General features: G+C 69.5%; 21 protein-coding genes. 2 read left to right on the top strand and 19 right to left on the bottom strand.

Features of this window, described 5'->3' with window-relative positions; genetic code table 11:
* Positions 1-26 precede the first annotated feature (26 nt).
* The 17 genes from VGW35_14285 to VGW35_14205 all read right to left on the bottom strand — a co-directional run bounded on the left by VGW35_14285 (position 27) and on the right by VGW35_14205 (position 16,924).
* Positions 27-1,037, bottom strand: a complete 1,011-nt coding sequence (locus tag VGW35_14285) for an ABC transporter permease (protein ID HEV8308826.1) — start codon at positions 1,035-1,037, stop codon at positions 27-29.
* A 5-nt stretch (positions 1,038-1,042) separates the two neighbouring features.
* The gene (locus tag VGW35_14280) at positions 1,043-3,031 is read right to left on the bottom strand and encodes a DUF4129 domain-containing transglutaminase family protein (GenBank protein ID HEV8308825.1); all 1,989 of its coding nucleotides are present in this window, start codon (positions 3,029-3,031) and stop codon (positions 1,043-1,045) included.
* 169 nt (positions 3,032-3,200) lie between these two features.
* Positions 3,201-4,541, bottom strand: a complete 1,341-nt coding sequence (locus VGW35_14275) for a DUF58 domain-containing protein (GenBank protein HEV8308824.1) — start codon at positions 4,539-4,541, stop codon at positions 3,201-3,203.
* 188 nt (positions 4,542-4,729) lie between these two features.
* Positions 4,730-5,611, bottom strand: a complete 882-nt coding sequence (locus VGW35_14270; protein ID HEV8308823.1) for a MoxR family ATPase — start codon at positions 5,609-5,611, stop codon at positions 4,730-4,732.
* Between the two features lie 193 nt (positions 5,612-5,804).
* The gene (locus VGW35_14265; GenBank protein ID HEV8308822.1) at positions 5,805-6,539 is read right to left on the bottom strand and encodes an ABC transporter ATP-binding protein; all 735 of its coding nucleotides are present in this window, start codon (positions 6,537-6,539) and stop codon (positions 5,805-5,807) included.
* Complete coding sequence (locus tag VGW35_14260; GenBank protein HEV8308821.1) at positions 6,539-7,309, bottom strand: ABC transporter ATP-binding protein; 771 nt, start codon at positions 7,307-7,309, stop codon at positions 6,539-6,541. Before VGW35_14260 ends, VGW35_14265 begins: the two co-directional genes overlap by 1 nt.
* The gene (locus tag VGW35_14255) at positions 7,306-8,313 is read right to left on the bottom strand and encodes a branched-chain amino acid ABC transporter permease (protein ID HEV8308820.1); all 1,008 of its coding nucleotides are present in this window, start codon (positions 8,311-8,313) and stop codon (positions 7,306-7,308) included. Before VGW35_14255 ends, VGW35_14260 begins: the two co-directional genes overlap by 4 nt.
* Positions 8,314-8,317: 4 nt before the next feature.
* On the bottom strand, positions 8,318-9,193 hold the full coding sequence (locus tag VGW35_14250; GenBank protein HEV8308819.1) for a branched-chain amino acid ABC transporter permease: 876 nt from the start codon (positions 9,191-9,193) through the stop codon (positions 8,318-8,320).
* A gap of 207 nt (positions 9,194-9,400) precedes the next feature.
* The gene (locus VGW35_14245; GenBank protein HEV8308818.1) at positions 9,401-10,546 is read right to left on the bottom strand and encodes an acyl-CoA dehydrogenase family protein; all 1,146 of its coding nucleotides are present in this window, start codon (positions 10,544-10,546) and stop codon (positions 9,401-9,403) included.
* Positions 10,547-10,586: 40 nt separating this feature from the next.
* Positions 10,587-10,802 (bottom strand): hypothetical protein, encoded by a 216-nt coding sequence (locus VGW35_14240; GenBank protein ID HEV8308817.1) that lies wholly within the window; start codon positions 10,800-10,802, stop codon positions 10,587-10,589.
* A 40-nt stretch (positions 10,803-10,842) separates the two neighbouring features.
* Positions 10,843-11,259, bottom strand: coding sequence for a cobalamin B12-binding domain-containing protein (locus tag VGW35_14235; protein ID HEV8308816.1), 417 nt, complete (start codon positions 11,257-11,259; stop codon positions 10,843-10,845).
* Positions 11,260-11,262: 3 nt separating this feature from the next.
* Positions 11,263-11,682: an HIT family protein gene (locus VGW35_14230; GenBank protein ID HEV8308815.1), complete on the bottom strand. Its 420-nt coding sequence runs from the start codon at positions 11,680-11,682 to the stop codon at positions 11,263-11,265.
* A gap of 4 nt (positions 11,683-11,686) precedes the next feature.
* Positions 11,687-12,271 (bottom strand): hypothetical protein, encoded by a 585-nt coding sequence (locus VGW35_14225; protein HEV8308814.1) that lies wholly within the window; start codon positions 12,269-12,271, stop codon positions 11,687-11,689.
* Between the two features lie 16 nt (positions 12,272-12,287).
* Complete coding sequence (locus VGW35_14220; protein ID HEV8308813.1) at positions 12,288-13,961, bottom strand: methylmalonyl-CoA mutase family protein; 1,674 nt, start codon at positions 13,959-13,961, stop codon at positions 12,288-12,290.
* A gap of 8 nt (positions 13,962-13,969) precedes the next feature.
* Complete coding sequence (locus VGW35_14215) at positions 13,970-15,115, bottom strand: acyl-CoA dehydrogenase (protein ID HEV8308812.1); 1,146 nt, start codon at positions 15,113-15,115, stop codon at positions 13,970-13,972.
* A 17-nt stretch (positions 15,116-15,132) separates the two neighbouring features.
* A complete protein-coding gene (locus tag VGW35_14210; protein HEV8308811.1) occupies positions 15,133-16,125 on the bottom strand; it encodes an electron transfer flavoprotein subunit alpha/FixB family protein in 993 nt (330 codons plus the stop codon).
* Positions 16,126-16,144: 19 nt separating this feature from the next.
* Positions 16,145-16,924 carry an electron transfer flavoprotein subunit beta/FixA family protein gene (locus VGW35_14205; protein ID HEV8308810.1) on the bottom strand — a complete coding sequence of 260 codons (780 nt, stop codon included), beginning with the start codon at positions 16,922-16,924 and terminating at the stop codon, positions 16,145-16,147.
* 331 nt (positions 16,925-17,255) lie between these two features.
* Here VGW35_14205 and VGW35_14200 point away from each other — a divergent pair, with 331 nt between their 5' ends.
* Together VGW35_14200 and VGW35_14195 are read left to right on the top strand one after the other, a co-directional pair.
* On the top strand, positions 17,256-17,960 hold the full coding sequence (locus VGW35_14200) for an ABC transporter ATP-binding protein (GenBank protein ID HEV8308809.1): 705 nt from the start codon (positions 17,256-17,258) through the stop codon (positions 17,958-17,960).
* Between the two features lie 159 nt (positions 17,961-18,119).
* Entirely contained in the window at positions 18,120-19,049 is a 930-nt protein-coding gene (locus VGW35_14195) for a DUF3800 domain-containing protein (protein HEV8308808.1), read from the top strand.
* A 9-nt stretch (positions 19,050-19,058) separates the two neighbouring features.
* Here the strand turns inward: VGW35_14195 and VGW35_14190 are convergent, their stop codons facing one another.
* Together VGW35_14190 and VGW35_14185 are read right to left on the bottom strand one after the other, a co-directional pair.
* Positions 19,059-19,211, bottom strand: a complete 153-nt coding sequence (locus tag VGW35_14190) for a hypothetical protein (protein HEV8308807.1) — start codon at positions 19,209-19,211, stop codon at positions 19,059-19,061.
* 36 nt (positions 19,212-19,247) lie between these two features.
* Positions 19,248-20,225, bottom strand: a complete 978-nt coding sequence (locus VGW35_14185; GenBank protein HEV8308806.1) for an IS1595 family transposase — start codon at positions 20,223-20,225, stop codon at positions 19,248-19,250.
* Positions 20,226-20,406: the final 181 nt, after the last annotated feature.

Raw genomic sequence — 20,406 nt, 5'->3', positions numbered from 1 at the left:
CGCCCTGTCCGCCGGCTCCGGGCCGCTCACGCCGCCAACTGGATCCGCGGGTTCAGCAGCGCGTATCCCATGTCCACCGCCAGGTTGGCCAGAATCACGATCACCGCGTAGACGATCACGATCCCCTGAATCAGCGGGAAGTCGCGGTACTGGAAGGCCTGGAGCGTGAGCTGCCCGATCCCGGGCCAGCCGAAGATCGTCTCGATCAGCACGGTGCCGCCGATGACGAACCCGAACTGGACACCGACCAGGGTCGTGGTCGGGATGAGCGCGTTCTTGAGTGCTCGCCAGAACAGGATGCGCGCCTCGCTGAGCCCCTTCATGCGCTCGGTCACGACGTATTCCTCCCGGAGCGCGGTCAAGAGGTCGGAGCGCACGGTACGGAAGACGGCGGCCAGGAGGGGCAAGGCGAGCGCGCCGGCCGGCAGGAGGAGATGGGCCACCACCGAGGCGAAGGCGGTCGGGTCGGCGCGGAGCAGGGTGTCGAGGAGCGCGGAGCCCGTCAGCTCTTCGGTCTCGAGCTCCGGCGCCACCCGCCCCGAGATGGGCAGGATCCGGAGGAAGGCGCCGAAGACGACGATGAACAGGAGGCCCCAGACGAAGTTGGGGATTGAGATCCCGAGGGTACCGACGCCGAGCGCCGCCGATTCGAGCCAGCTTCGCCGGCGCCAGACCGAGAGGACGCCGAGCAGGAGGCCGCCCGCGACGGAGAGCACGAGGGCCGCGAGGGCCAGCTCGAGAGTTGCCGGCAACCGTCCCAGGATGACCCGCAGGGCATCCTGCTGGAGCCAGAGCGACCGGCCGAAGTTCCCGTGGGCGAGCCCCAGGAGGAAGGCGCCGTACTGCCGCCACCAGGAGCCGCCGAGGCCGAGCTCTTGCCGGATGCGCTCGATGTCCTGGGCCGTGGCGCCGACCGGCGCCATCAGGAGCGCCGGGTCGCCCGGGATCACGCGGAGGATCGCGAAGACGAGCGCGCTCACGCCGACGAGCGAGAGCGCGGCCAGGAGAAGCCGGCTGGCGAGAAAGCGCAGGGCCACCGCTCCTACCTCGCCGTCTCGGCCAGCCAGGCTCGGGCCATCGACGCCAGGCGCTGCCGCTCCTCCGGGGTGATGCCCTCCGGATCGAAGCGGTAGCGGGAGTGAAGCGCGGCCAGCGACGCGAGGACCCCGGTCGAGACGGACGGGGGCGGCGCGGCCTCGAGCCGTTGCACCCAGTGCGCGACCGGCTCCCACGGCTGGCGGCCGAGGCCGAGCTCGCCCAGACGCTGCTCCACCAGGTAGAACTCGGAATCCTCACCCGGCCGCGCCCGGCGTGCTGGCGGGTCCCCGCCCCGCGGGTCGGCCCGCGTCAGGCGCTTCTTGAAATAGAACCGCCAGGCGAGGATGCCGAACAGCGGGACCAGGAGCCAGCCGGCGTACCGGATCGGGCCGCTGTCCTGGTCGCCCCACCGCCATCGCGCGAACAGGAACATGCCCCAGGACGCCAGATCGTAGAGCGATTGCCAGCGCGACGCCGCCGCGCCTTCGACCGCGGCCCACACCGCGGGCGTCGTGTCGAAGTCACGCCAGGCCCCGTCGGCCCAGACCAGGGCCCAGGAGTGTGCGTGACGGGCCCGCACGACGTAGACGCCCTCCCGCCCGCTCCACTCCTGCACCGAGTAGCCGGTCGCGTAGCGGGCGGGGATTCCCGCCGCCCTGAGCATCAGCACGGTGGCGGTGGCGAAGTACTCGCAATGGCCGGCGCGCGTGCGGAGCAGGAACTCCTCCAGCGCCGTCGCGCCCCCCTGGCGGGTCTGCAGGAACGTCGAGTATCGGAAGCGCTGCTGGAAGTACGCGGCCACGGTGGCCAGGACCTCCCGGGGCGACTGGCCGGGGAGACCGAGCTCGGCCGCGAGCCGCGCGACGATCGGAGCGTCGGGCCGCGGCACCTTCAGGTCCAGCTCGTTCGGCCGTCCGTTGAGCGAGATACCCGGGGCCAGCAGGGCGCGGTAGGTGATCAGCCCCAGCCCCTCTTCGACCTTGACGGCGCCGAGCCGGTTTCGCTCCATCTCCAGGGCCAGGAGGCCCTCGACGCGAAACGTCCCGTTCGGCAGCGGGACGAGGCCCCGACCCCGCTTCAGGTAGGCCGAGATGGTCGGGCCTCCGGTGGCGGCGGTCGCCGGCTCGAGCGTCCACGTCCGGCGATCCCCCGCGGGCGGGACCGGCCGGAATTCCGCGTCCACGGCGCCCCAGACCGCGGGCGTGTAGACGTTGTAGGTCGCCTCGTGGAGAAGGATCGGGGGGCCGTCCCGGGGGCCGCCCGTGTCGACTCGAAGGAGGATCCGGTCGGAGAGCTTCAGCCGGCCGATGTGGCCGATGGCCGTGCTGCTGCGAAAGGGATCCACGTTCCAGCCGCCGTAGTCGAAGAACCACTCGGTGAGCGTTCCCTCGACGAGGCCCTGCAGCTCGTGGAGGGCGATCTGCCCGCCGTATCCGAGGCCGGCGGCCAGGGCGAGCAGCCCCACCCAGGCCGGCCCCGAAAAGGCGCGCGACCGGGCCGGCCACAGGGCCCACGCCGCCAGGCCGAGCACGCCCGCGTAGAACCACGGGGTCCGCACGTTGGCGGCGCTGGCCGAGAGGACGCATAGCGCGAGGTACGGGTAGCCGAGCTGCAAGGATTCCGGCTCGGGGTCCCCCTCCCGGCCGCCGCTCCGCCGGAGGATCAGGAAGAACGTCCGCAGGTCGACCGTGCCGGCGGGCCCGTAGGCCTGGGCGGCCACCAGCGGGAACGCGGCCAGCGGGAACCACTCCACCAGGACCAGGACCGCCCGGGCCACGCCCCGGGTGGCCGCCAGATAGACGGCCATCCCGACCAGGATGAGCCGACACAGGTCCGCGACGCGGGTGACGTCGCGGCGGGAGAGATCCCACCGCCACCCGACGAGACGGGAGCCCTCCAGGATCGCGGCGATGGCGATGGCGGCCGGCAGCAAGCCGGTCTGCCAGCCCCAGAACAGGACGGCGGCGCCGACGAGCAGCGGCGGCGTGTTCACAGCTCTTGCCCCGGGCCGATCCCCGTCGCATCCCGTCGTCCTCGGCCCTCGCCGGCGCTCAACGTATGCGGCATACGCCTCGCACCGGCTCGGGCCTGCGTCCTAGAGCTGCTCGGGGCTCGGCCCGGGTTCAACGTCGCGGTTGTCCCAGAGGCTGCCGTCAGCGTGGTCACAGCGTGCTGAGCCCCTCGGCCATCCTTCCGACCTCGAGCCGGCGGAAGCCGGGGCCGTCCGGCGGCACCCCGGCGGACGCCGAGCCGGGCGGAGTGACGACGAGCACCAGCTTCGGCACGCCCAGCGCGTCCAGGTGATCGACGAAGCGCTGGCGGGCCTCGTCCCACCCGAGCAGCACGCAGACGGCGCCGCTGAGGACGGCGTACCGCTCGATCACCAGCCGGTGCAGCGCGGCGAACGGCCGGTCCCGGCAGCTGCGCACCGCCGCCAGAACCTCCAGCATCCGCTCCGTGTGGGCGACGCCCCGGCCGACCGTGAAGCAGTAGGCCTCCGGTCCGACGAACATCAGATCCAGCAACGCATCCTCGCTCCGGATGGAGCAGGCGACCGAGGCGGCGACGGAGACCGCCGCTTCGAAGACCTCGGTGCCCTCGATCTTCGTGAAGGTATCGAGCACCAGCGCGTGCCGGACGAAGAATTCGTCCTGGTACTCGCGGACGACGGGCTTCCCGACGCGCGCCCAGCTCTTCCAGTGGATGCGCCGCAGCGGATCGGCCGGCCGGTAGTCACGGAGCGACACGAATTCTTCCGAGTCGCCGACCGAGGCGGCCAGGGCCACGCCCCCTTGCTGGTACTTCCGGCTGCCGGGCAGTCGCAGGTCGGGGACAGGATACCGCCTGGGGAGCACGAGGACCGATTGCGACAGCGGAATGGTGTGGAGCGCGCGAAACAGCCCGAAAGGGTCGGGCCGGGCCACGGTGGCGCCGACGAAGCGCAGCGGACCCCGCCGCAGCGGCGTGAGCTCCACCCGCACCTCGATCTCGCCGCCGGGCGGCAGCGGAGGCAGCGCCTGCTCGTCCATCGTCGCGCCTCGACTCCGGGCGATCAGCGACTGCCAGCGCGGGTACCCGACCACCCGGTCGAACCAGTTGTCGGCGTCCTCGATCTCGTCCGGGGTGTCACTGAACGCCTCGTAGGACGGCCGCGGATCGACGAGATTCTCGATCAGCACCAGCCCGGTCAGCCTCCGGTCGCCCCGGTTGTCGACGACGACCCGGTAGGCGAGCGGGACCCCCGCCGTGCCGTACCGCGGCAGGATCCGGCGCACCGCCAGGCGCGGCCGGAAGACGACGCTGCTCGCAACGGAGATCGCCAGGAGGGCAAGCAGGAGGGCGAAGGCTTGATAGGCCATGGTCTGATTCGTGTCCAGCCCGATCACCGCCGCGGCGGCCAGGCTCCCCAGGAGTAGCAAGCCGGCCTTGGTGAACCGCCGCCGGATCCGGAAGTCGGCCGAAGACAGGAACCGGAAGGTCGCGTAGAGGCTGTGGCGCAGCATCGACGGTCAGCGAGACGGGGCCAGCCCGGCCGGCTCCACCGGTAGCCTCCCGGCTAGCCCACTTCGGGGGGGTCTCGGAAGACCTCCCCGATGCTCCCCCGTCGTGGGCGGCGGCGAAGCCGCCGCTGGGAGCACTCCTCGATGCACCACACGCTCGGTGGGCGGCGCCGGGTTACTCGGGCCCACACCTAGGCCGGTACCGGGATCCGTTTCATGATGTCTTCGACGATCTGCGACGCCGTGGTCCCGGCGAAGCGTGTCTGAGGGTCGACGACCATCCGATGCGCGATGACGGAGACGGCGACCTCCTGGATGTGCTCGGGAGCGATGAACGGCCGGCCGTCCAGCAGGGCCAACGCCTGGGCGACCTTCATCAGCGCCAGCGAGGCGCGAGGACTGGCGCCGAGCTGGATCCCGGGTGCCGATCGCGTCCCGCGCACGAGGTCGACGATGTAGCGCTTCAGCTCGTCGCTCACCCGGATCTCGGTGACCCGCTGGCGCAGCCGGACCACGTCCTCCAGCGTGACGCAGGGGGTGATGTCCTCGAGCGGGTGCCGCTTCTCCTGATCGGACAGGATCGCCACCTCCTCGTCGGGCGCGACGTAGCCGAGGCCGAACTGGAGCGCGAAGCGGTCCATCTGGGCTTCCGGCAGCGGATAGGTGCCCCGGAACTCGACCGGGTTCTGGGTGGCGATCACGAAGAAGAGCTCGGCGAGCCGATAGGTCTGGCCCTCGATGCTGATCTGACCCTCGCCCATGGCCTCGAGCAGGGCGGATTGCGTGCGGGGCGAGGCCCGGTTGATCTCGTCGCCCAGCAGGATGTTGGTGAAGATCGGGCCTTCGTGGAAGTGGAAGGCCTGGTCGCGCTGGTCGAAGACCGACACCCCCAGGATGTCCGACGGCAACAGGTCCGGCGTGAACTGGATGCGCCGGAACTTGGCCCCGATGGAGCGGGCCAGGGTCTTGGCCAGCGTGGTCTTGCCGGTCCCCGGGTAGTCCTCCAGCAGGACGTGACCGCCGCTCGCGAAGGCGGCCAGGAGCTTCCGGATCGCCGCCGACTGCCCCTGCATGACGCGCGCGATGTTGCCGGCGATCCGGCGGAACACTTCGCCGGCCGATGGAGGAGTGTCGGGGCTCACGTCATCCTCGCGCCAGAGGGCACTGCGAAGCGACTCGCCGGGCGACGTCGCGCTTGGCCATGGCGTAGGCCGGACTGTAGCCCAGCTTCCGCCGGAGAGCAAGGCCGCGCGCGGGTGGCGGCGCTCAGAGGGCCAGGAGTCGATGGAGCAGGGCGGGGTCACCCTCGAGGTCGCGGGCCGAACCGGCGTGCACGATGCGCCCGTCCTCGATGACATAGGCGCGCCCGGCCAGGCTCAGGGCCATCGACGAGTTCTGCTCGACGAGGAGGATCGCAATGCCCTCATCTCGCATCTCCCCGATGACGGCCATGATGTCCTCGACGATCTTCGGAGCGAGCCCCTGCGAGGGCTCGTCGAGCAGGACCAGCCGGGGATGCATCAGGAGGGCCCGGGCGATCGCCACCAGCTGGGCCTCGCCGCCGGAGAGGTGCTCGCCGCCGCGCTGCCGGAGGCGCTCGAGGATCGGGAAGCGCCGATAGACCCGGGGCAGGGTCCACCGATCGGCACCGTCGTGCCGGGGCAGCGCGCGGTTGAGCGCCATCTGGAGGTTCCGCTCGACCGTGAGCGTGGGAAAGATCCGCCGGTTGTCGGGCACCCAGGCGATTCCCCGGCGGGCGATCAGGTGCGTCGGCAACCGGGTGATGTCCGTGCCCTCGAAGAGGATCCGTCCGCTCCGCACCGGCGCCAACCCGAGAATCGATTTGATGGTGGTCGTCTTGCCCCGGCCATTGCGGCCCAGGAGGCACACCGTCTCCCCCGCTCCGATCGCGAGCGTGAGCCCGTTGAGGATCTGCGCATCCCCGTAGAAGGTGCTGACACCGTCGAGGACGAGGAGGGGCGCCGCGACCGCGTCGACCATCACCGCGCCGGCGCCGGGGTGAGCCGGCCGAGATAGGCCTCGCGTACCTCCGCGTTGTCCCGGACCGCTTCCGGCGGCCCCTCCGCGATGACGGTGCCCCGATGGAGCACGGCGATGTGGTCCGAGAGGGAGAGGACGAAGTTCATGTCGTGCTCGATGACCACGATCGTCAGCTCGGCGGACAGCATCTTCACCAGGTCGCGCAGCGTCTCCATCGGACGGGCGCCCAGCCCGCTGGTCGGCTCGTCCAGGAGGAGGACCTCCGGCTCACCGGCCAGCGCGAGGCCGATCTCGAGCAGGCGGCGCTGGCCGTAGGAAAGATACCGGGCCGCCACGTGCTCCCGCCCGCCGAGGCCGATCAGCCGGATGATCCGGGCCGCCTTGTCCTCCGCCTGGCTGAGCGCCGGCGCCGGGGTCCACAGATCGAAGCCGCGAGCCCGCAGGCCGGGAACGGCGACCCGGACGTTCTCCAGCACGGTGTAGTCGTCGAACAGGGTGAGGATCTGGAACGAGCGGCAGATCCCGAGGCGGGCTCGGCGGTCGGGCGGGAGTGGCGTGATGTCCCGGCCCTTGAAGCGGATCTGGCCTCGGTCGGGCGCGAGCAGCCCGCTCAGGAGATTGAAGCAGGTCGTCTTGCCCGCGCCGTTCGGGCCGATGAGCGCGGAGAGGCGGTTGGCCGCGAAGGCCAGGTTCACGTCCTCCAGGACGACGTGGCCGCCGAAGGCCTTGCGCAGGCCGCGAGTCTCGAGGACCGCGTCCGGCGTCGTCATGACGGCGGCCGAAGCGGGAGCGGGCCGGCCGTGGTGTCGTGGAAGCCGGTCGGTCGCCGGACCCGCTGGGCGAGCCCCATGATCCCCTCGGGCATGAAGAGGATGACGCCCATGAACAGGAGCCCGTAGAGGAGCATCCAGTGGTCGGTGAGGGTCGAAAAGAGGTCGCGGAGCACCAGGAAGACGACCACCCCCAGCACCGGACCATAGAAGCTCGCGAAGCCGCCCCCGATGAGACACATCAGGACCACGTTACCCGACTGCTGGAGACTCATCGGCTCGGGGAAGGCGCCGAAGCGGGCGAGCCCGTACAGCCCGCCGGCCAGGCCCGCGAAGACACAGGTCAGGGTGAAGACCGCCCACTTGTACCGCGCGGTGTCGTATCCCAGGGCGCGCGCCCGCACCTCGCTCTGCTTGATGGCTCGGATCACCTGCCCGAACGGCGAGTTGACGATCCGCCAGAGGCACACCGTCGAGACCAGGAACCAGGCATACACGAAGTAATAGAAGGCGACGTTCCCGCGGAGCGGCAGGTACCCGACCCCCGGGAGGCCGACGGCGAGCCGGCTGATCCCGGTCAGGCCGTCCTCGCCCCCGGTCCACGTGTCGAAGACGAAGACGAGGAACCAGAACATCACCCCGAACGCGATGGTGAGGAGCGCGAAATAGATGCCCCGCTTCCGCGCCACGAAGCGACCCACCAGGGCGCCGCACACGACGGTCCCCCCGACGCCGACCAGGAGCGGTAACCAGAGCCCGCCGGTCCACCACTTCTGGCTCATCCCGAGGAAGTAGGCGCCGACGCCGAAGAACGCGCCGTGGCCGAAGGCCGGGAGGCCCGTGTAGCCGAGCAGGAGGTTGTAGCCGAGGGCGAAGATCGCCCAGATCATGACCTCGGTCCCGAGATAGGTGTAGCCGAACCGCGGAAGGACCGCCGGCAACGCCAGGAAGAAGACGAACAGAGCCAGCATCGGCGGCGGAGCCCAGCGGTTGAGCGCGCGCACGGGGTTAGAGTTCCAAAATGGATTTCTGGCCCATGAGCCCCCGCGGGCGCCAGAGCAGGACGACGGTCATCAGGAGATACATCACGAGGATAGAGCCCCGGGGGACCACCAGGTTGCTGAGGCCGCTGACCATGCCGAGGAGCAGGCCGCCGACCACCGCCCCCCAGAAGGAGCCGATCCCGCCGATCACGACCACGATGAAGGCCGGCATGACGGCCTCCGCGCCGACCGTGGGCTTGAGGCTCCACATCGGCGCCGCGATGACGCCGGCCACGCCGGCCATGACGGCGCCCAGCCCGAACACCAGGTTCCGCATCCGGCGCAGGTTGATCCCGAGCGCCACGACCATCTCGCTGTCGTGGGCGCCGGCCTTGATGATGGCGCCGTACGGCGTCCGCTCGAGAAACCACCACACGAAGGCCAGGAGGAGAAGGGCCAGGACCGCGACCAGCACCCGGTAGCGGGAGTAGAAGAGGAAGCCCCACTGGAAGGGGCCGGCCACGAAGGCCGGGGCGGCGACCGTGTAGCCCCGAGGGCCCCAGACGATCCGGATGACTTCCTCCAGCGCCAGGGCCGCGCCGAAGGTGAAGAGAAGGCCGAAGAGCGGGTCCTTGCCGTAGGTCCGGCGGACACCCAGCTCCAGGAGGAGACCCACCACGCCCACGCCCAGCGGCGCCAGGATCAGCGCCCCCCACCACCCGACGTGCGGCTGGAGGGAGAGGGCCAGGTACCCGCCGAGGGCGAAGAGGACCCCGTGCGTGAAGTTGATCACCTCCATCGTGCCCAGGATGAGCATGAACCCGAGGGCGATCAGGGCATAGAGGAGCCCCAGGACGACGCCGTTCAGAAGCTGGGTCACGAGCTCGGCCAGGTCAGGCATCACCGAATTCAGGCCCGATCCGTTCGGCGAGGGCCGTCGGAAGGGGGGCAGAGATCCCCTCCGAGATCCTAGCCGTATGTCGGAGTGATCCGACCCGGCGCCGACCAGCGAGCGCGTGGTGCATCGAGGAGTGCTCCGAGCGGCGGCTTCGCCGCCGCCACGACGGGGGGGTATCGGGGGGGTCTTCCGAGACCCCCCCGAAATGCCCTACCGCGACTCCAGGAGGTGGCGAGCGATCACCATCCGCTGCACCTCGGAGGTTCCCTCGCCGATCTCGCAGAGCTTCACGTCGCGGAAGAAGCGCTCGATGGGGAACTCCCGGATGTACCCGTAGCCGCCGTGGATCTGCACAGCCTTGGTGGCGCACTTCATCCCGACCTCGGAGGCGAAGACCTTGGCCATCGACGCCTCCTTCATGACGGGACGGCCGCGGTCCTTCCCGTAGGCCGCGCGCAGCGTGAGGAGGCGCGCCGCCTCCACCTCGGTGGCGAGGTCGGCCAGCATGGCCTGGATCCCCTGGAATTCGGCGATGGGCCGGCCGAAAGCCTGACGCTCGCTGGCATACTTCACGGCCTGATCCAGGGCCCCCTGGGCGAGTCCGACGGCCATGGCGGCCATGGCGATCCGCCCGCCCTCCAGGACGCGCTTCACCTCGGCGAAGCCGCCGTTCTTCGTCCCGAGCAGGTTCCCCCGGGGCACCCGCACGCCCTCCAGGATCAGCTCGGCCGTGTCGGAGGCGTGGAGCCCGAGCTTCCTGTACCGCTGGCCCGCGCGGAACCCCGGCATGCCTCGCTCGAGGATGAAGGCCGAGACCCCCCGGGCTCCGGCGGCCGGATCGGTCCGGGCCATGACGACCGCGGTCGCCCCCACGCTGCCGTTGGTGATGAACGCCTTGGAGCCGGTGAGGACATAGGCGTCCGCGTCCTCGACGGCGACCGTCTTCATGCCGGCCGCGTCGGAGCCGGAGCCCGGCTCGGTGAGCCCCCAGGCGCCCAGCGTCTCGCCCCGGCAGAGGGACGGGAGGTACTTCTGCCGCTGGGCCTCGGTCCCGAACATGTGGATGTGGTTCGTGCAGAGCGAGTTGTGCGCCCACATGGTGATGCCGATCGAGCCGTCGATGCGGGAGAGCTCCTCGACCACCACCGCGTAGGAGACGTAGTCGAGACCGGCGCCGCCGTACTCGGCGGGGACCAGGGCGCCCAGGAACCCGAGCTCGCCGAGCTTCCGGATGAGCTCGGCCGGGAACTCCTCCGCCTCGTCGAAGCGCGCGATGACGGGCGCGACCTCGCCCTCCGCGAACTCCCGCGCGGTCCGGCGGACCAGCGTCTGCTCCTCGGTCAGCTCGAAGTCCACCCTGCCCTCACTGACGACCGAGGACCACGGGCTGCGCTGGTCAGCGGCCCGGCGGCCGGTACGCCCAGGCCCGCACCAGCATCAGCACCCCATAGGCGGCCAGCAGCCACGGCCCCACGCTGCCGTCGCCCGAAAGGAGCGCGTCCACGATCTCCCCCGGCTTCCGCACGAGCTCGGCCGCGGCCGGCCCCGCCCGGAAGAACTCCTCGGCGGCCAGCACCAGGAACAGGATCCCGATCGTCAGCCGCAGGATCATTCGCAGCTCCGAAGCCGGCCCTCGGCCACCTTGCCGGCTCTCAGGCCCGGACCGGGCGGACCGTTTCGCGGACGAACTTGACGATGTCCTGGGTCGAGGTGCCGGGCGTGAAGAGCTCCTTGACCCCCATCGCTTTCAGGCGCTCGATGTCCTCCGGCGGGATGATCCCCCCGCCGAAGATCACCACGTCGTCCACGCCCTTGTCCCGCAACAGCTCCACGACCCGCCCGAAGAGGTAGTTGTGGGCGCCCGACAGCACCGAGAGCCCGATCGCGTCGACGTCTTCCTGGATCGCCGTCGCCACGATCTGCTCCGGGGTCTGGTGAAGCCCCGTGTAGATCACCTCCATGCCGGCGTCGCGGAGGGCCCGGGCCACGATCTTGGCGCCGCGGTCGTGCCCGTCGAGGCCCGGCTTGCCGACCAGCACGCGAATCTTCCGCTCGGCCGGCCCCGCCATCGGTCAGGCTCCGAGCGCGCCCCGGATCTTGTCCGCGACCGCCTGGATCCGCCCCCGGTCGCCGGGGACGAGCTTCCAGTCGAAGCCCTTGCCGTCGTTCGCCCAGCGCGGGATCAGGTGGAGGTGGAAGTGGGGCACCGACTGGAAGGCGGCGGCGCCGTTCGCCTGGAGGAGGTTGAGGCCGTCCGGGTGGAGTGCCTGCCGGATCGCCAGGGCGACGCGCCGGGCCGTCGCGATGGCCGCCTGGAGGTCGGCCTCGGCTGCCTCGAAGAGGGTCGCGGCGTGGGCCCGCGTCACGACCAGGCAGTGCCCCTCGTTGACCGGGTTGATGTCCATGAAGGCGAGCGTCCGCTCGTCCTCGTAGACCCTGGTCGACGGGATCTGCCCGTCCCGAATCTTGCAGAAGACGCAGTCGCTGCTCATCCCCTCAGCTCGGCTCGCCGGTGGCCTTCTTGACCTCGTCCTGCACGGCCTGCAGGTCGGTCTTCGCCTTCTCGACCCGCGCCTTGGCCTCGGGCGAGGCGGCCTCGCCCGAGGCGGTCGCCTCGGCCAGGCCCTGCCAGGCCTGCTGTCCCTTGGCGTGGGCATCCTTCAGCGTATCGGGCACCTCGACCTCTCGCCACTTGTCGGAGAGCCGCCGGAGCGCTCCCGCCTTCTCGACCGGCGAGAGGACGGTCTGGGCCAGGAGGCCTTCGCCCTGCTTGAGCAGCTCCGCGAGCTGCTTGGCCGCCGCGGGACCCGGGGCCGGCGCCGCGCTGGCGCCGGGCGGCGCCGAGGACATCTTGAAGTCGCCCCGCATCGCCTTGCCGTCGATCTTCTGGATCTCCTGCTTCCCGATGCGGACGATGCCGCCGCCGCTCAGGAACTCGATGGCGTCTCCGGCGTCCTTCCACCCGTCCACCTGGAGTCGGTTGCCATTCACGAGGTGGATCACGTCGGCGTGGCTGATCGGCGGCCCGGCCAGCGCCGCCCCCAGCATGAGACCGATCACAGCGACCCGTGTGCGCTCCATCGCGGCGCCCTCCGTCTCAGAAGATGATGGGCTCCTGGTACCGCCCCAGCGCCTGGCGGTAGACGTCCGAGATCTCCCCCAGCGAGACGTACGCCTTCACCGCCTCGACCAGCGCCGGCATGAGGTTCGTCCGATCGCGGCAGGCGTCGGCCAGGCGCCGCAGGTGCCGCTGGACCTCGCCCGGGTTCCGCCGCGCCCTGACGGCCCGCAGGCGCTCCATCTGCTCGCGCTCGAGCTGCTCGTCGATGCGGAGGTAGTGGATCGGCTTCTCCTCGGCCTGGACGTACCGGTTCACGCCGACCACGACCCGCTGGCCGGCGTCCTCCTGGAGCTGGGTCCGGTAGCCCGAGTCCGCGATCTCCTGCTGGGGGAAGCCGACCTCCAGCGCCCGGATCATCCCGCCCAGCTCGTCGATCCGCCGGATCAGCCGCCAGGCCTCGGCCTCCATCCGGTCGGTGAGGGCCTCCACGAAGTACGAGCCCCCGAGGGGATCCACCGTGTGGGTGACCCCGGTCTCCTCGGCGATGATCTGCTGCGTCCGGAGCGCCACCGTGACCGCTTCCTCGGTGGGCAGGGCCCAGGTCTCGTCGTAGGAATTCGTGTGCAGCGACTGGGCGCCCCCCAGCACGGCGGCCAGGGCCTGGATGGCCACCCGCGCGATGTTGTTGAGCGGCTGCTGGGCGGTGAGGGAGACGCCCGCGGTCTGGGTATGGGTGCGCAGGAGCATCGCTCGGGGGTCGGTGGCGCCGAAGCGCTCCTTCATGATCGCGGCCCACAGGCGGCGCGCCGCCCGCAGCTTGGCGATCTCCTCGAAGAAGTCCGAGTGGATGTCGAAGAAGAACGACAGCTGGGGCCCGAAGCGGTTCGGGTCGAGCCCCCGCTTGACGCATGCCTCGACGTAGCCGATGCCGTCGGCCAGGGTGAAGGCCAGCTCCTGCACCGCGGTGGCCCCCGCCTCCCGGATGTGGTAGCCGGAGATCGAGACGGGATGGAACTTCGGCACGTCGTTCATGCAGAACTCGATCATGTCCACCACGATCCGGACCGCGGGCTCGGGCGGGCAGATCCATTCCTTCTGGGCGCTGAACTCCTTCAGCATGTCGTTCTGGATGGTGCCGTCCACCTTCGTCCAGGGCACCCCCTGCTTCTCGGCCACCGCCAGGTACATGGCGAGCACGATCGACGCCGTGCAGTTGATCGTCATCGAGGTGGTCACGCGATCCAGCGGGATTCCCTCGAAGAGTCGCTCCATGTCCTCCAGCGTGGAGACCGACACGCCTTCCCGCCCCACCTCGCCCCGCGCCCGGGGGTGATCGGCGTCGTATCCCATGAGGCTCGGCATGTCGAACGCGGTCGAGAGGCCCGTCTGCCCCTGCTCGAGGAGGTACTTGAAGCGCCGGTTCGTGTCCTCGGGGCGCCCGAACCCGGCGAACATCCGCATGGTCCAGGGCCGCCCGCGGTACATGGTCGGGTAGACGCCCCGGGTGAAGGGGAACTCGCCGGGGAACCCGAGACGCTCCTCGTACCGCCACTCGCCGAGATCGGCCGGCGTGTAGAGCCGCTCGACCGGAAGCCCGGCCATGGTCTCGAAGTCGGGCTTCCGCTCCGGCGCCTTCGCGATGAAGGGCGCCGCCGTCTCGCGCTCCCACCGCGCCTTGTCGTCGCCGGATCGTGGGCTGGCGTTCTCCATCCGTTCCCTCACTTGGGCCCCAGCACGGACCGGGCGATCACCAGCCGCTGGATCTGGGACGTGCCTTCGTAGATCTGGGTGATCTTGGCGTCCCGGAAGAACCGCTCCACCGGGTACTCCTTGATGTAGCCGTAGCCGCCGTGGACCTGCACGGCGTCGGTGGTCACCCGCATGGCCATCTCGGAGGCGAAGAGCTTGGCCATCGACGAAGCGGTCCCGAAGGGCTTGTCCTGGTCCTTGAGCGTCGCCGCCCGCCAGGTCAGGAGCCGCGCGGCGTCCACCGCCGTGGCCATGTCGGCCAGCATCCACTGGATCATCTGGTGCTGGCCGATCGCCACCCCGAACGACTTCCGCTCTTTCGCGTAGGCCACCGAGGCTTCGAGCGCGGCCCGAGCGATGCCGACGGCCTGGGCGGCGATCCCGATCCGACCGCCGTCGAGGGCCTTCATGGCGATCCGGAACCCCTCCCCCTCGGCGCCGAGCCGATTGGCGGCCGCGACCCGGCACTCCTCGAAGACGAACTCGGCGGTGTCGGAGGCTCGCAACCCGAGCTTGTCCTCGACCTTCGGGACCAGGAAGCCGGGTGTGCCCTTCTCGACGAGGAATGCCGAGATGCCGTGATGGGCCTTGGCCTGGTCGGTCTGGGCGAACACGAGAGCCACGGTGGACTCCCGGCCGTTGGTGACGAAGATCTTGCGGCCGCCGAGCACGTAATGGTCGCCGTCCCGGCGGGCCAGGGTGGCCTGGTTGGTGGCATCGGAGCCGGCCTGGGGCTCCGTCAGGGCGAAGCAGCCCAGGCCCTTGCCGGAGGCGAGCGGGGCCAGGAAGCGCTCGTGCTGCTCGGGACTGCCGTGCCGGTGGATCGGGTCGCACACCAGCGAGTTGTTGACCGACATCACGACCGCGTGGGAGGCGCAGGCGACGGCCACTTCCTCGAGGGCGAGGACGTAGGAGGTCGTGTCGGCCCCGCTGCCGCCCCGGGATTCGGGAATGGCGATGCCCATGAGGCCGAGCTCGCCCATCCGCTTGACGGTGGCGTGGGGAAACCGGGCCGCTCGATCGCACTCGGAGGCGACAGGCTTCACCTCTTGCTCGGCGAAGTCTCGCGCGAGCGTCTGGATCATCTCTTGCTCTTCGGTCAGCTCTAGCTTCATACGTGTCCGCCCGGCTCCTACCCCTTCTCTTTGAGCTTCTTGAATTCCTCTCGGAGCAAGGGGACGACCTCGAAGAGGTCGCCGACCAGGCCGAAGTCGGCGATCTTGAAGATCGGCGCCTCGGGGTCCTTGTTGACGGCGCAGATCACCTTGGAGGTGCGCATTCCCGCCAGGTGCTGGATCGCCCCCGAGATCCCGCAGCCGATGTAGAGCTTGGGCGAGATCGTGCGCCCCGTCTGCCCCACCTGGAACCGGTGCGGCCGCCATCCGGCGTCCACGGCCGCGCGGGACGCCCCCACCGCCGCGCCGAGGACCTGGGCCAGCTCCTCGAGGAGGACGAAGTTCTCCGGGCCCTTGAGCCCTCGGCCGCCGGAGACGACGATCTCGGCCTCGGTCAGCTCGGGCAGGCCCGTCTGGGCTTCCTCGCGCCGCTCCACGAAGGTGCTGCCGCCCTGGGGCACGCTGAGCGCCGGACGCTCGACCGCGGGCGTTCGGCTCTCGTCCGCCTCGGCGACCCGGAACACGTTGGGCCGCAAGGTCGCGAGCCACGGCGTCCGCTTCCAGCGCACCTTCGACAGGAGCTTGCCGGCGTACACGGGACGGGTCGCGACCAGCTGGCCGTCGGTCAGGCCGAAGCCCACGCAGTCGGCCGCCAGCCCCACCCCGAGCCGGGCCGCCAGCCGCGCCACGAACTCCCGCTGCCGGCTCGTCACCGCCCCCCAGATCGCCCGCGGCGCCTCCTTTCCGGCCAGCTCGGCGACCACCGGCGCCCAGACCTCGCCCCGGTAGGGGGCCAGAGCCGCATCCTCCCAGAGCCAGACGCGCGCAGCACCCCAGGCCGCGAGCTGCCGGAGCCCGTCTTCCGCCGCCTGGTCGGTCAGCCAGACGGCCTCGACCCCGGCCCCCAGCTCCTTGGCCCGGCGGCCCGCTTCTCCGAGCACCTCCGCCGTCACCTTCTTCGGGCGGCCCTGCCGGTCATCCTCGACCAGGCACCAGAATGCGCCAGCCATGGGAGGTTCGGCTCCCTTCCTAGACGACCTTGATGTCTTCCCGGAGCGCGCGCACGAGCTCGCGGGCCATGTCCTTGGGGTCTCCCGTCAGGATGCGCCCTGGCGGGCGGGGTGGCAGCGCCTCGAGCGTGACGACCTCCAGCTCCGGGGCGACCTCCCCGAGCCCGAGGTCGGCGGCCTTGAGCTCCTTGATCTCCTTCTTCTTGGCGCCCATGATCCCCTTCAGGGTCGGGTAGCGCGGCTCGTTGATCCCCTTCTGAGCGGTGAGGAGACACGGCAGCGGGAGGTCGAAGAGCTCGAGCCCGCCCTCGACCTGACGGCCGGCGCGCACCTTCGACCCGTCGTCGGCGATCGCCTCCTCCATGATCCACGACAGACACGGCCAGCCCAGGAGCTCGGCCACCTGCGCGCCGACCGCCCCCATGTCGTCGTCGATCGCCTGCCGGCCCGTCAGGACCAGCTGGGGCTGCTCGCGCGTGATCACGGCGGCGAGCACGCGAGCCGCCAGGAGGGTATCGGCGCCTTCGAACGCGGGATCGTTGACGTGGATGCCGCGGTCCGCCCCCATGGCCAGGCAGGAGCGCAGCGCCTCCTTGGCCCGATCGGGGCCGAGTGTGACCGTGACCACCTCTCCCTGCCCGCGCTTCTCCTTGATCCGCAGCGCCTCTTCGATGGCGAACTCGTCGTAGGGAGAGACGATCCACGTGATGCCCGTCGTGTCGATGCGGCGCGGGTCGGCGCTGACCTTGACCTGGGTGGCGGTATCCGGCACCTGCTTGATCAGGACGAGCACCTTCATGACGGAGGCACCTCCTCAGACGAGCGTGGGTCGTGTATGTGCGCGGCCAGCACGGCGAGGAGGAGCGCCTGCGCGCTGAGAGCGGCTCGGGACTGGCGATCGAGATGTTCCTGGACCCGCATAGGCTGACCGTCTTGGGAGTGGCCTTGCCCTCTCGGTTTTCGGGGTTCCGGGCGCCTCCCGGGGGGCCATCTGGCTCGGGCCCAGGGCACACGGCAAGGTACGCGCTCGAAAACGCCTTCATTTTAGCCGTCGTCCGCCGATGAAGTCAAACTACGACGTCGATCCGTTGACGGCTGCCGAGAGCGCGGCGTATCCTGACGCCGCTCCCATGCTCGAGGTCGCCGGTCTCCAGGTGACCCACGGGGACGTCCAGGCGCTCTGGGGCGTCGACTTCGTCGTGCCGGCCGGCCGCATCGTGACGCTGCTCGGCGCCAACGGCGCCGGCAAGACCACGACCCTCCGGGCCATCTCAGGGCTCATCCGGCCCCGGGAGGGCCGCATCCGCTTCGACGGCCGGGACGTGACGGCGCTCGCGCCCCACGCCATCGTGGCGCTCGGCATCGGTCACATTCCCGAGGGCCGGCGGCTCTGGCCCGGGATGAGCGTACGGGAAAATCTCGAGCTCGGGGCCTTCCCCGCGCGGGCCCGTGCGGGCCTCGCCGAAAGTCTGGAGCGGGTGTTCACGCTCTTCCCCCGCCTCCGCGAGCGGCCCGGACAGCTCGCCGGCACGCTCTCCGGCGGAGAGCAGCAGATGCTGGCGATCGGGCGCGCGCTGATGGCGCGGCCGCGGCTCCTCATGCTGGACGAGCCGTCCCTCGGCCTGGCGCCGCTCGTCGTCACCGAGCTGTTCCAGGCCATCGTCACCGTGAACCGGGAAGGCCTGACGGTGCTGCTCGTCGAACAGAATGTCCACCAGGCCCTCCGGATCGCCCACCACGGCTACGTCCTGGAGACGGGGCGCATCGTCACGGCGGGTTCGGCTCGACAGTTGCTCGAAGATCCCTACATCAAGGAGGCCTATCTCGGACTCTAGGTCACTTCGGGGGGGTCTCGGAAGGGCAACAACATACTTGACTAACCCACCCCCCTCCGGTCAGAATTCTACCAGCGATGGGGACGGGGCGGACGGGGAATCGGGCGGTGGCTCGGATGACGACTTACCTTGGCCTGACCTATCCCGGCGGAGCCGGCCATGAGCCGGGCGCCGCTCGAATCATCCTGGCCGAAGGGGGCACCCTGGAACTTGGACCGACCCGGTGCTTTCGGACACTGGCTTGTATGGATGATGCACCCGCGTGGTGAGGAGAAGTTGGCTGCCGTAGTAAGAATCCTCGAAGCCTACTGCGATGAGAGCGGGATTCATCGCGGGGCTGCGTACTGTGTTGTTGTCGGCTTCATAGCGAGCTCTAGAGAGTGGCAACTCTTTGAAGAACGTTGGCAATCGGCGACCGGCGGGACCGTTTTCCATGGGAAGCGGTTCTTTGCTCGCGATGAACAAGGACACCGCATCAAGCCTTACGCGGGATGGACTGACGAGCAAGCCCAAGAGTACCTCGACAAGATCTTGGATGTTGTTACCGGCAGCCGCATTCAACCAATTGGGACTGTGATTGATGTTCAAGCGTTCAACCGCCTACCCGAGGTCGAGCGCAGATATCTGACCGGCGCCTCATTTTTGCAGCCATCCGGCAAGTTGTCATTTCCTGGCGCGCCAGCCAAGCCCTACTTCGTTGGCTTTATCGAGTGCCTCGCGCTTGGGCTGCTGAGCATTCGGAGGCCAGGATTTAAGTTGCATTTCATATTTGACCGACAAGACCAGTTTGCGCCGTATGCGACGAGGTATTTTCAGAAAGCATTACGCCATGGGCTGCCGCCCATCCGTCGCCAACTAGGAGACCTAGCATTCAAAAGCAAGGTGGGGGTTGGTGGTTTACAGGCGGCGGATCTGTTGGCCCATGCTTGTTACCGAAGAACCGAAACCGAGGGCAGAGATGCTTTACTCGACTATGTCACGGGTCGCTTGGAGCCTATAGCTCGCGAGCGCATTGTGCTGTTTGACGAAACCACGATGAGAGTGCGGATCAAGACTGCACCGGAAGAGCTGCGCCGACGGTGGCGCTAAGGGCGGGGCTCAGCGCCCTTGCTTGCGCTGCCGTCGTCGTCGCCACTGGCGCATGGCCTTCTCGACGTCTTTCTTCGGGACGGAGAGCACGCGCTTGGTGGCCTCAACGAATCGCTCGTATGGCGTCGGTTCAGGCGGCGGTTTCGCCGCGTGCTCGCTCATCGTCTCCCCCTTCGCTGGCGTGGACGCATGCGGCCGTCACGTCGTAGCAGGCGCGGCCGGCAGCCCGTCGCCGATCAGATGCTTGTAGGTCAGACGCTTTCCCACAATGGATGCCAGCACGCGAAGAAACCGGGTCGCATCATTGGTGCGCCGCGCGTTGTACCGAAATGCCTGCTCGTCCAGGTACCGGAACAGATGGAACGGCTCGACGCTGACGTAGGTACCCTTGATGGCGCGCTTCAGCAGGCTCCAGAAGTTTTCGAGCCCGTTGGTGTGAACCTTCCCGCGCACATAAGACTCAGCGTGGTCAATGACCTGGTGGGTGTAGTCGTGGCTCAGATCGTTGTACGAGGAGAGCGCATCGGTGAACACATCGGCCCCGGGCTCGACGTGCGCGCGCACATGCGGAGCCAGGGTCGCGCGACGGATATTCGGGACGATCTTGGTAGTCACGCGGCTATGTCCATCCGGCCCATGGCGTTCCAGCAGCCCCATGACGGCAACCTTGCCGACCGCGCCAGTGGCACCCTTGATCTTCGCGGCGCGCTTCCCCTTGTGCATGAAGCGGGCGCTGCCGCCGATGAAGGTCTCGTCGACTTCAACCTCGCCCCGCAGCTTGAGAACGCTGCCCCGCTGCATAGCGAGCCGGAGTCGGTGGCCCATGAACCACGCGGTTTTCTGAGTCACACCGAGCGCGCGGGCCACTTCGTAAGAGCTAATTCCGTTCTTGTCATTTACGATCATCCAGAGCGCAGGCAGCCACTTGTCGAGCCCGATGGGCGAATCCTCGAAGATCGTCCCGACCTTGATGGAGAACTGCTGACGCGGATGCTTGGTCCGGCATTTCCAGCGGCGGTAGGTAGCGAGATAGATCACCTCAGCGCTGCCGCAGGTCGGGCAGGTGACGCCGTTCGGCCACCGCAACCGCGCCAAGAAGTCTTGGCAGGTGTCGGTGTCGGCAAAGATGCGAATGGCTTCTAGCAGGGTCGCGGGAGCGGGCCGTGATGTGTCCATGCCCGAAGTGTAGCAGGGCGGGCGGGGTTAGTCAAGTATATTGTTACCCTCGGAAGACCCCCCCATGCCCCCCCGTCGTGGCGGCGGCGAAGCCGCCGCTCGGAGCGCTCCTCAACGCATGCCAGGGTCGTCCTCAGCTTCCGCTTACCCGGACGCGCCGGCGGACACTCGTGGCGTCAGG

It is taken from the genome of Candidatus Methylomirabilota bacterium (assembly GCA_036005065.1).
Lineage (GTDB): Bacteria > Methylomirabilota > Methylomirabilia > Rokubacteriales > DASRDR01 > DASYQW01.
This window is presented reverse-complemented; position numbering and strand designations above follow the sequence as displayed.

Coding starts and splice junctions, on each gene's coding strand:
- VGW35_14200 (HEV8308809.1), top strand. CDS start 17,256: ATGCTCGAGGTCGCCGGTCTCCAGGTGACCCACGGGGACGTCCAGGCG.
- VGW35_14250 (HEV8308819.1), bottom strand. CDS start 9,193: ATGCCTGACCTGGCCGAGCTCGTGACCCAGCTTCTGAACGGCGTCGTC.
- VGW35_14260 (HEV8308821.1), bottom strand. CDS start 7,309: ATGACGACGCCGGACGCGGTCCTCGAGACTCGCGGCCTGCGCAAGGCC.
- VGW35_14265 (HEV8308822.1), bottom strand. CDS start 6,539: ATGGTCGACGCGGTCGCGGCGCCCCTCCTCGTCCTCGACGGTGTCAGC.
- VGW35_14270 (HEV8308823.1), bottom strand. CDS start 5,611: ATGCAGGGGCAGTCGGCGGCGATCCGGAAGCTCCTGGCCGCCTTCGCG.
- VGW35_14215 (HEV8308812.1), bottom strand. CDS start 15,115: ATGAAGCTAGAGCTGACCGAAGAGCAAGAGATGATCCAGACGCTCGCG.
- VGW35_14190 (HEV8308807.1), bottom strand. CDS start 19,211: ATGAGCGAGCACGCGGCGAAACCGCCGCCTGAACCGACGCCATACGAG.
- VGW35_14205 (HEV8308810.1), bottom strand. CDS start 16,924: ATGAAGGTGCTCGTCCTGATCAAGCAGGTGCCGGATACCGCCACCCAG.
- VGW35_14210 (HEV8308811.1), bottom strand. CDS start 16,125: ATGGCTGGCGCATTCTGGTGCCTGGTCGAGGATGACCGGCAGGGCCGC.
- VGW35_14195 (HEV8308808.1), top strand. CDS start 18,120: ATGAGCCGGGCGCCGCTCGAATCATCCTGGCCGAAGGGGGCACCCTGG.
- VGW35_14225 (HEV8308814.1), bottom strand. CDS start 12,271: ATGGAGCGCACACGGGTCGCTGTGATCGGTCTCATGCTGGGGGCGGCG.
- VGW35_14240 (HEV8308817.1), bottom strand. CDS start 10,802: ATGATCCTGCGGCTGACGATCGGGATCCTGTTCCTGGTGCTGGCCGCC.
- VGW35_14220 (HEV8308813.1), bottom strand. CDS start 13,961: ATGGAGAACGCCAGCCCACGATCCGGCGACGACAAGGCGCGGTGGGAG.
- VGW35_14230 (HEV8308815.1), bottom strand. CDS start 11,682: ATGAGCAGCGACTGCGTCTTCTGCAAGATTCGGGACGGGCAGATCCCG.
- VGW35_14235 (HEV8308816.1), bottom strand. CDS start 11,259: ATGGCGGGGCCGGCCGAGCGGAAGATTCGCGTGCTGGTCGGCAAGCCG.
- VGW35_14185 (HEV8308806.1), bottom strand. CDS start 20,225: ATGGACACATCACGGCCCGCTCCCGCGACCCTGCTAGAAGCCATTCGC.
- VGW35_14275 (HEV8308824.1), bottom strand. CDS start 4,541: ATGCTGCGCCACAGCCTCTACGCGACCTTCCGGTTCCTGTCTTCGGCC.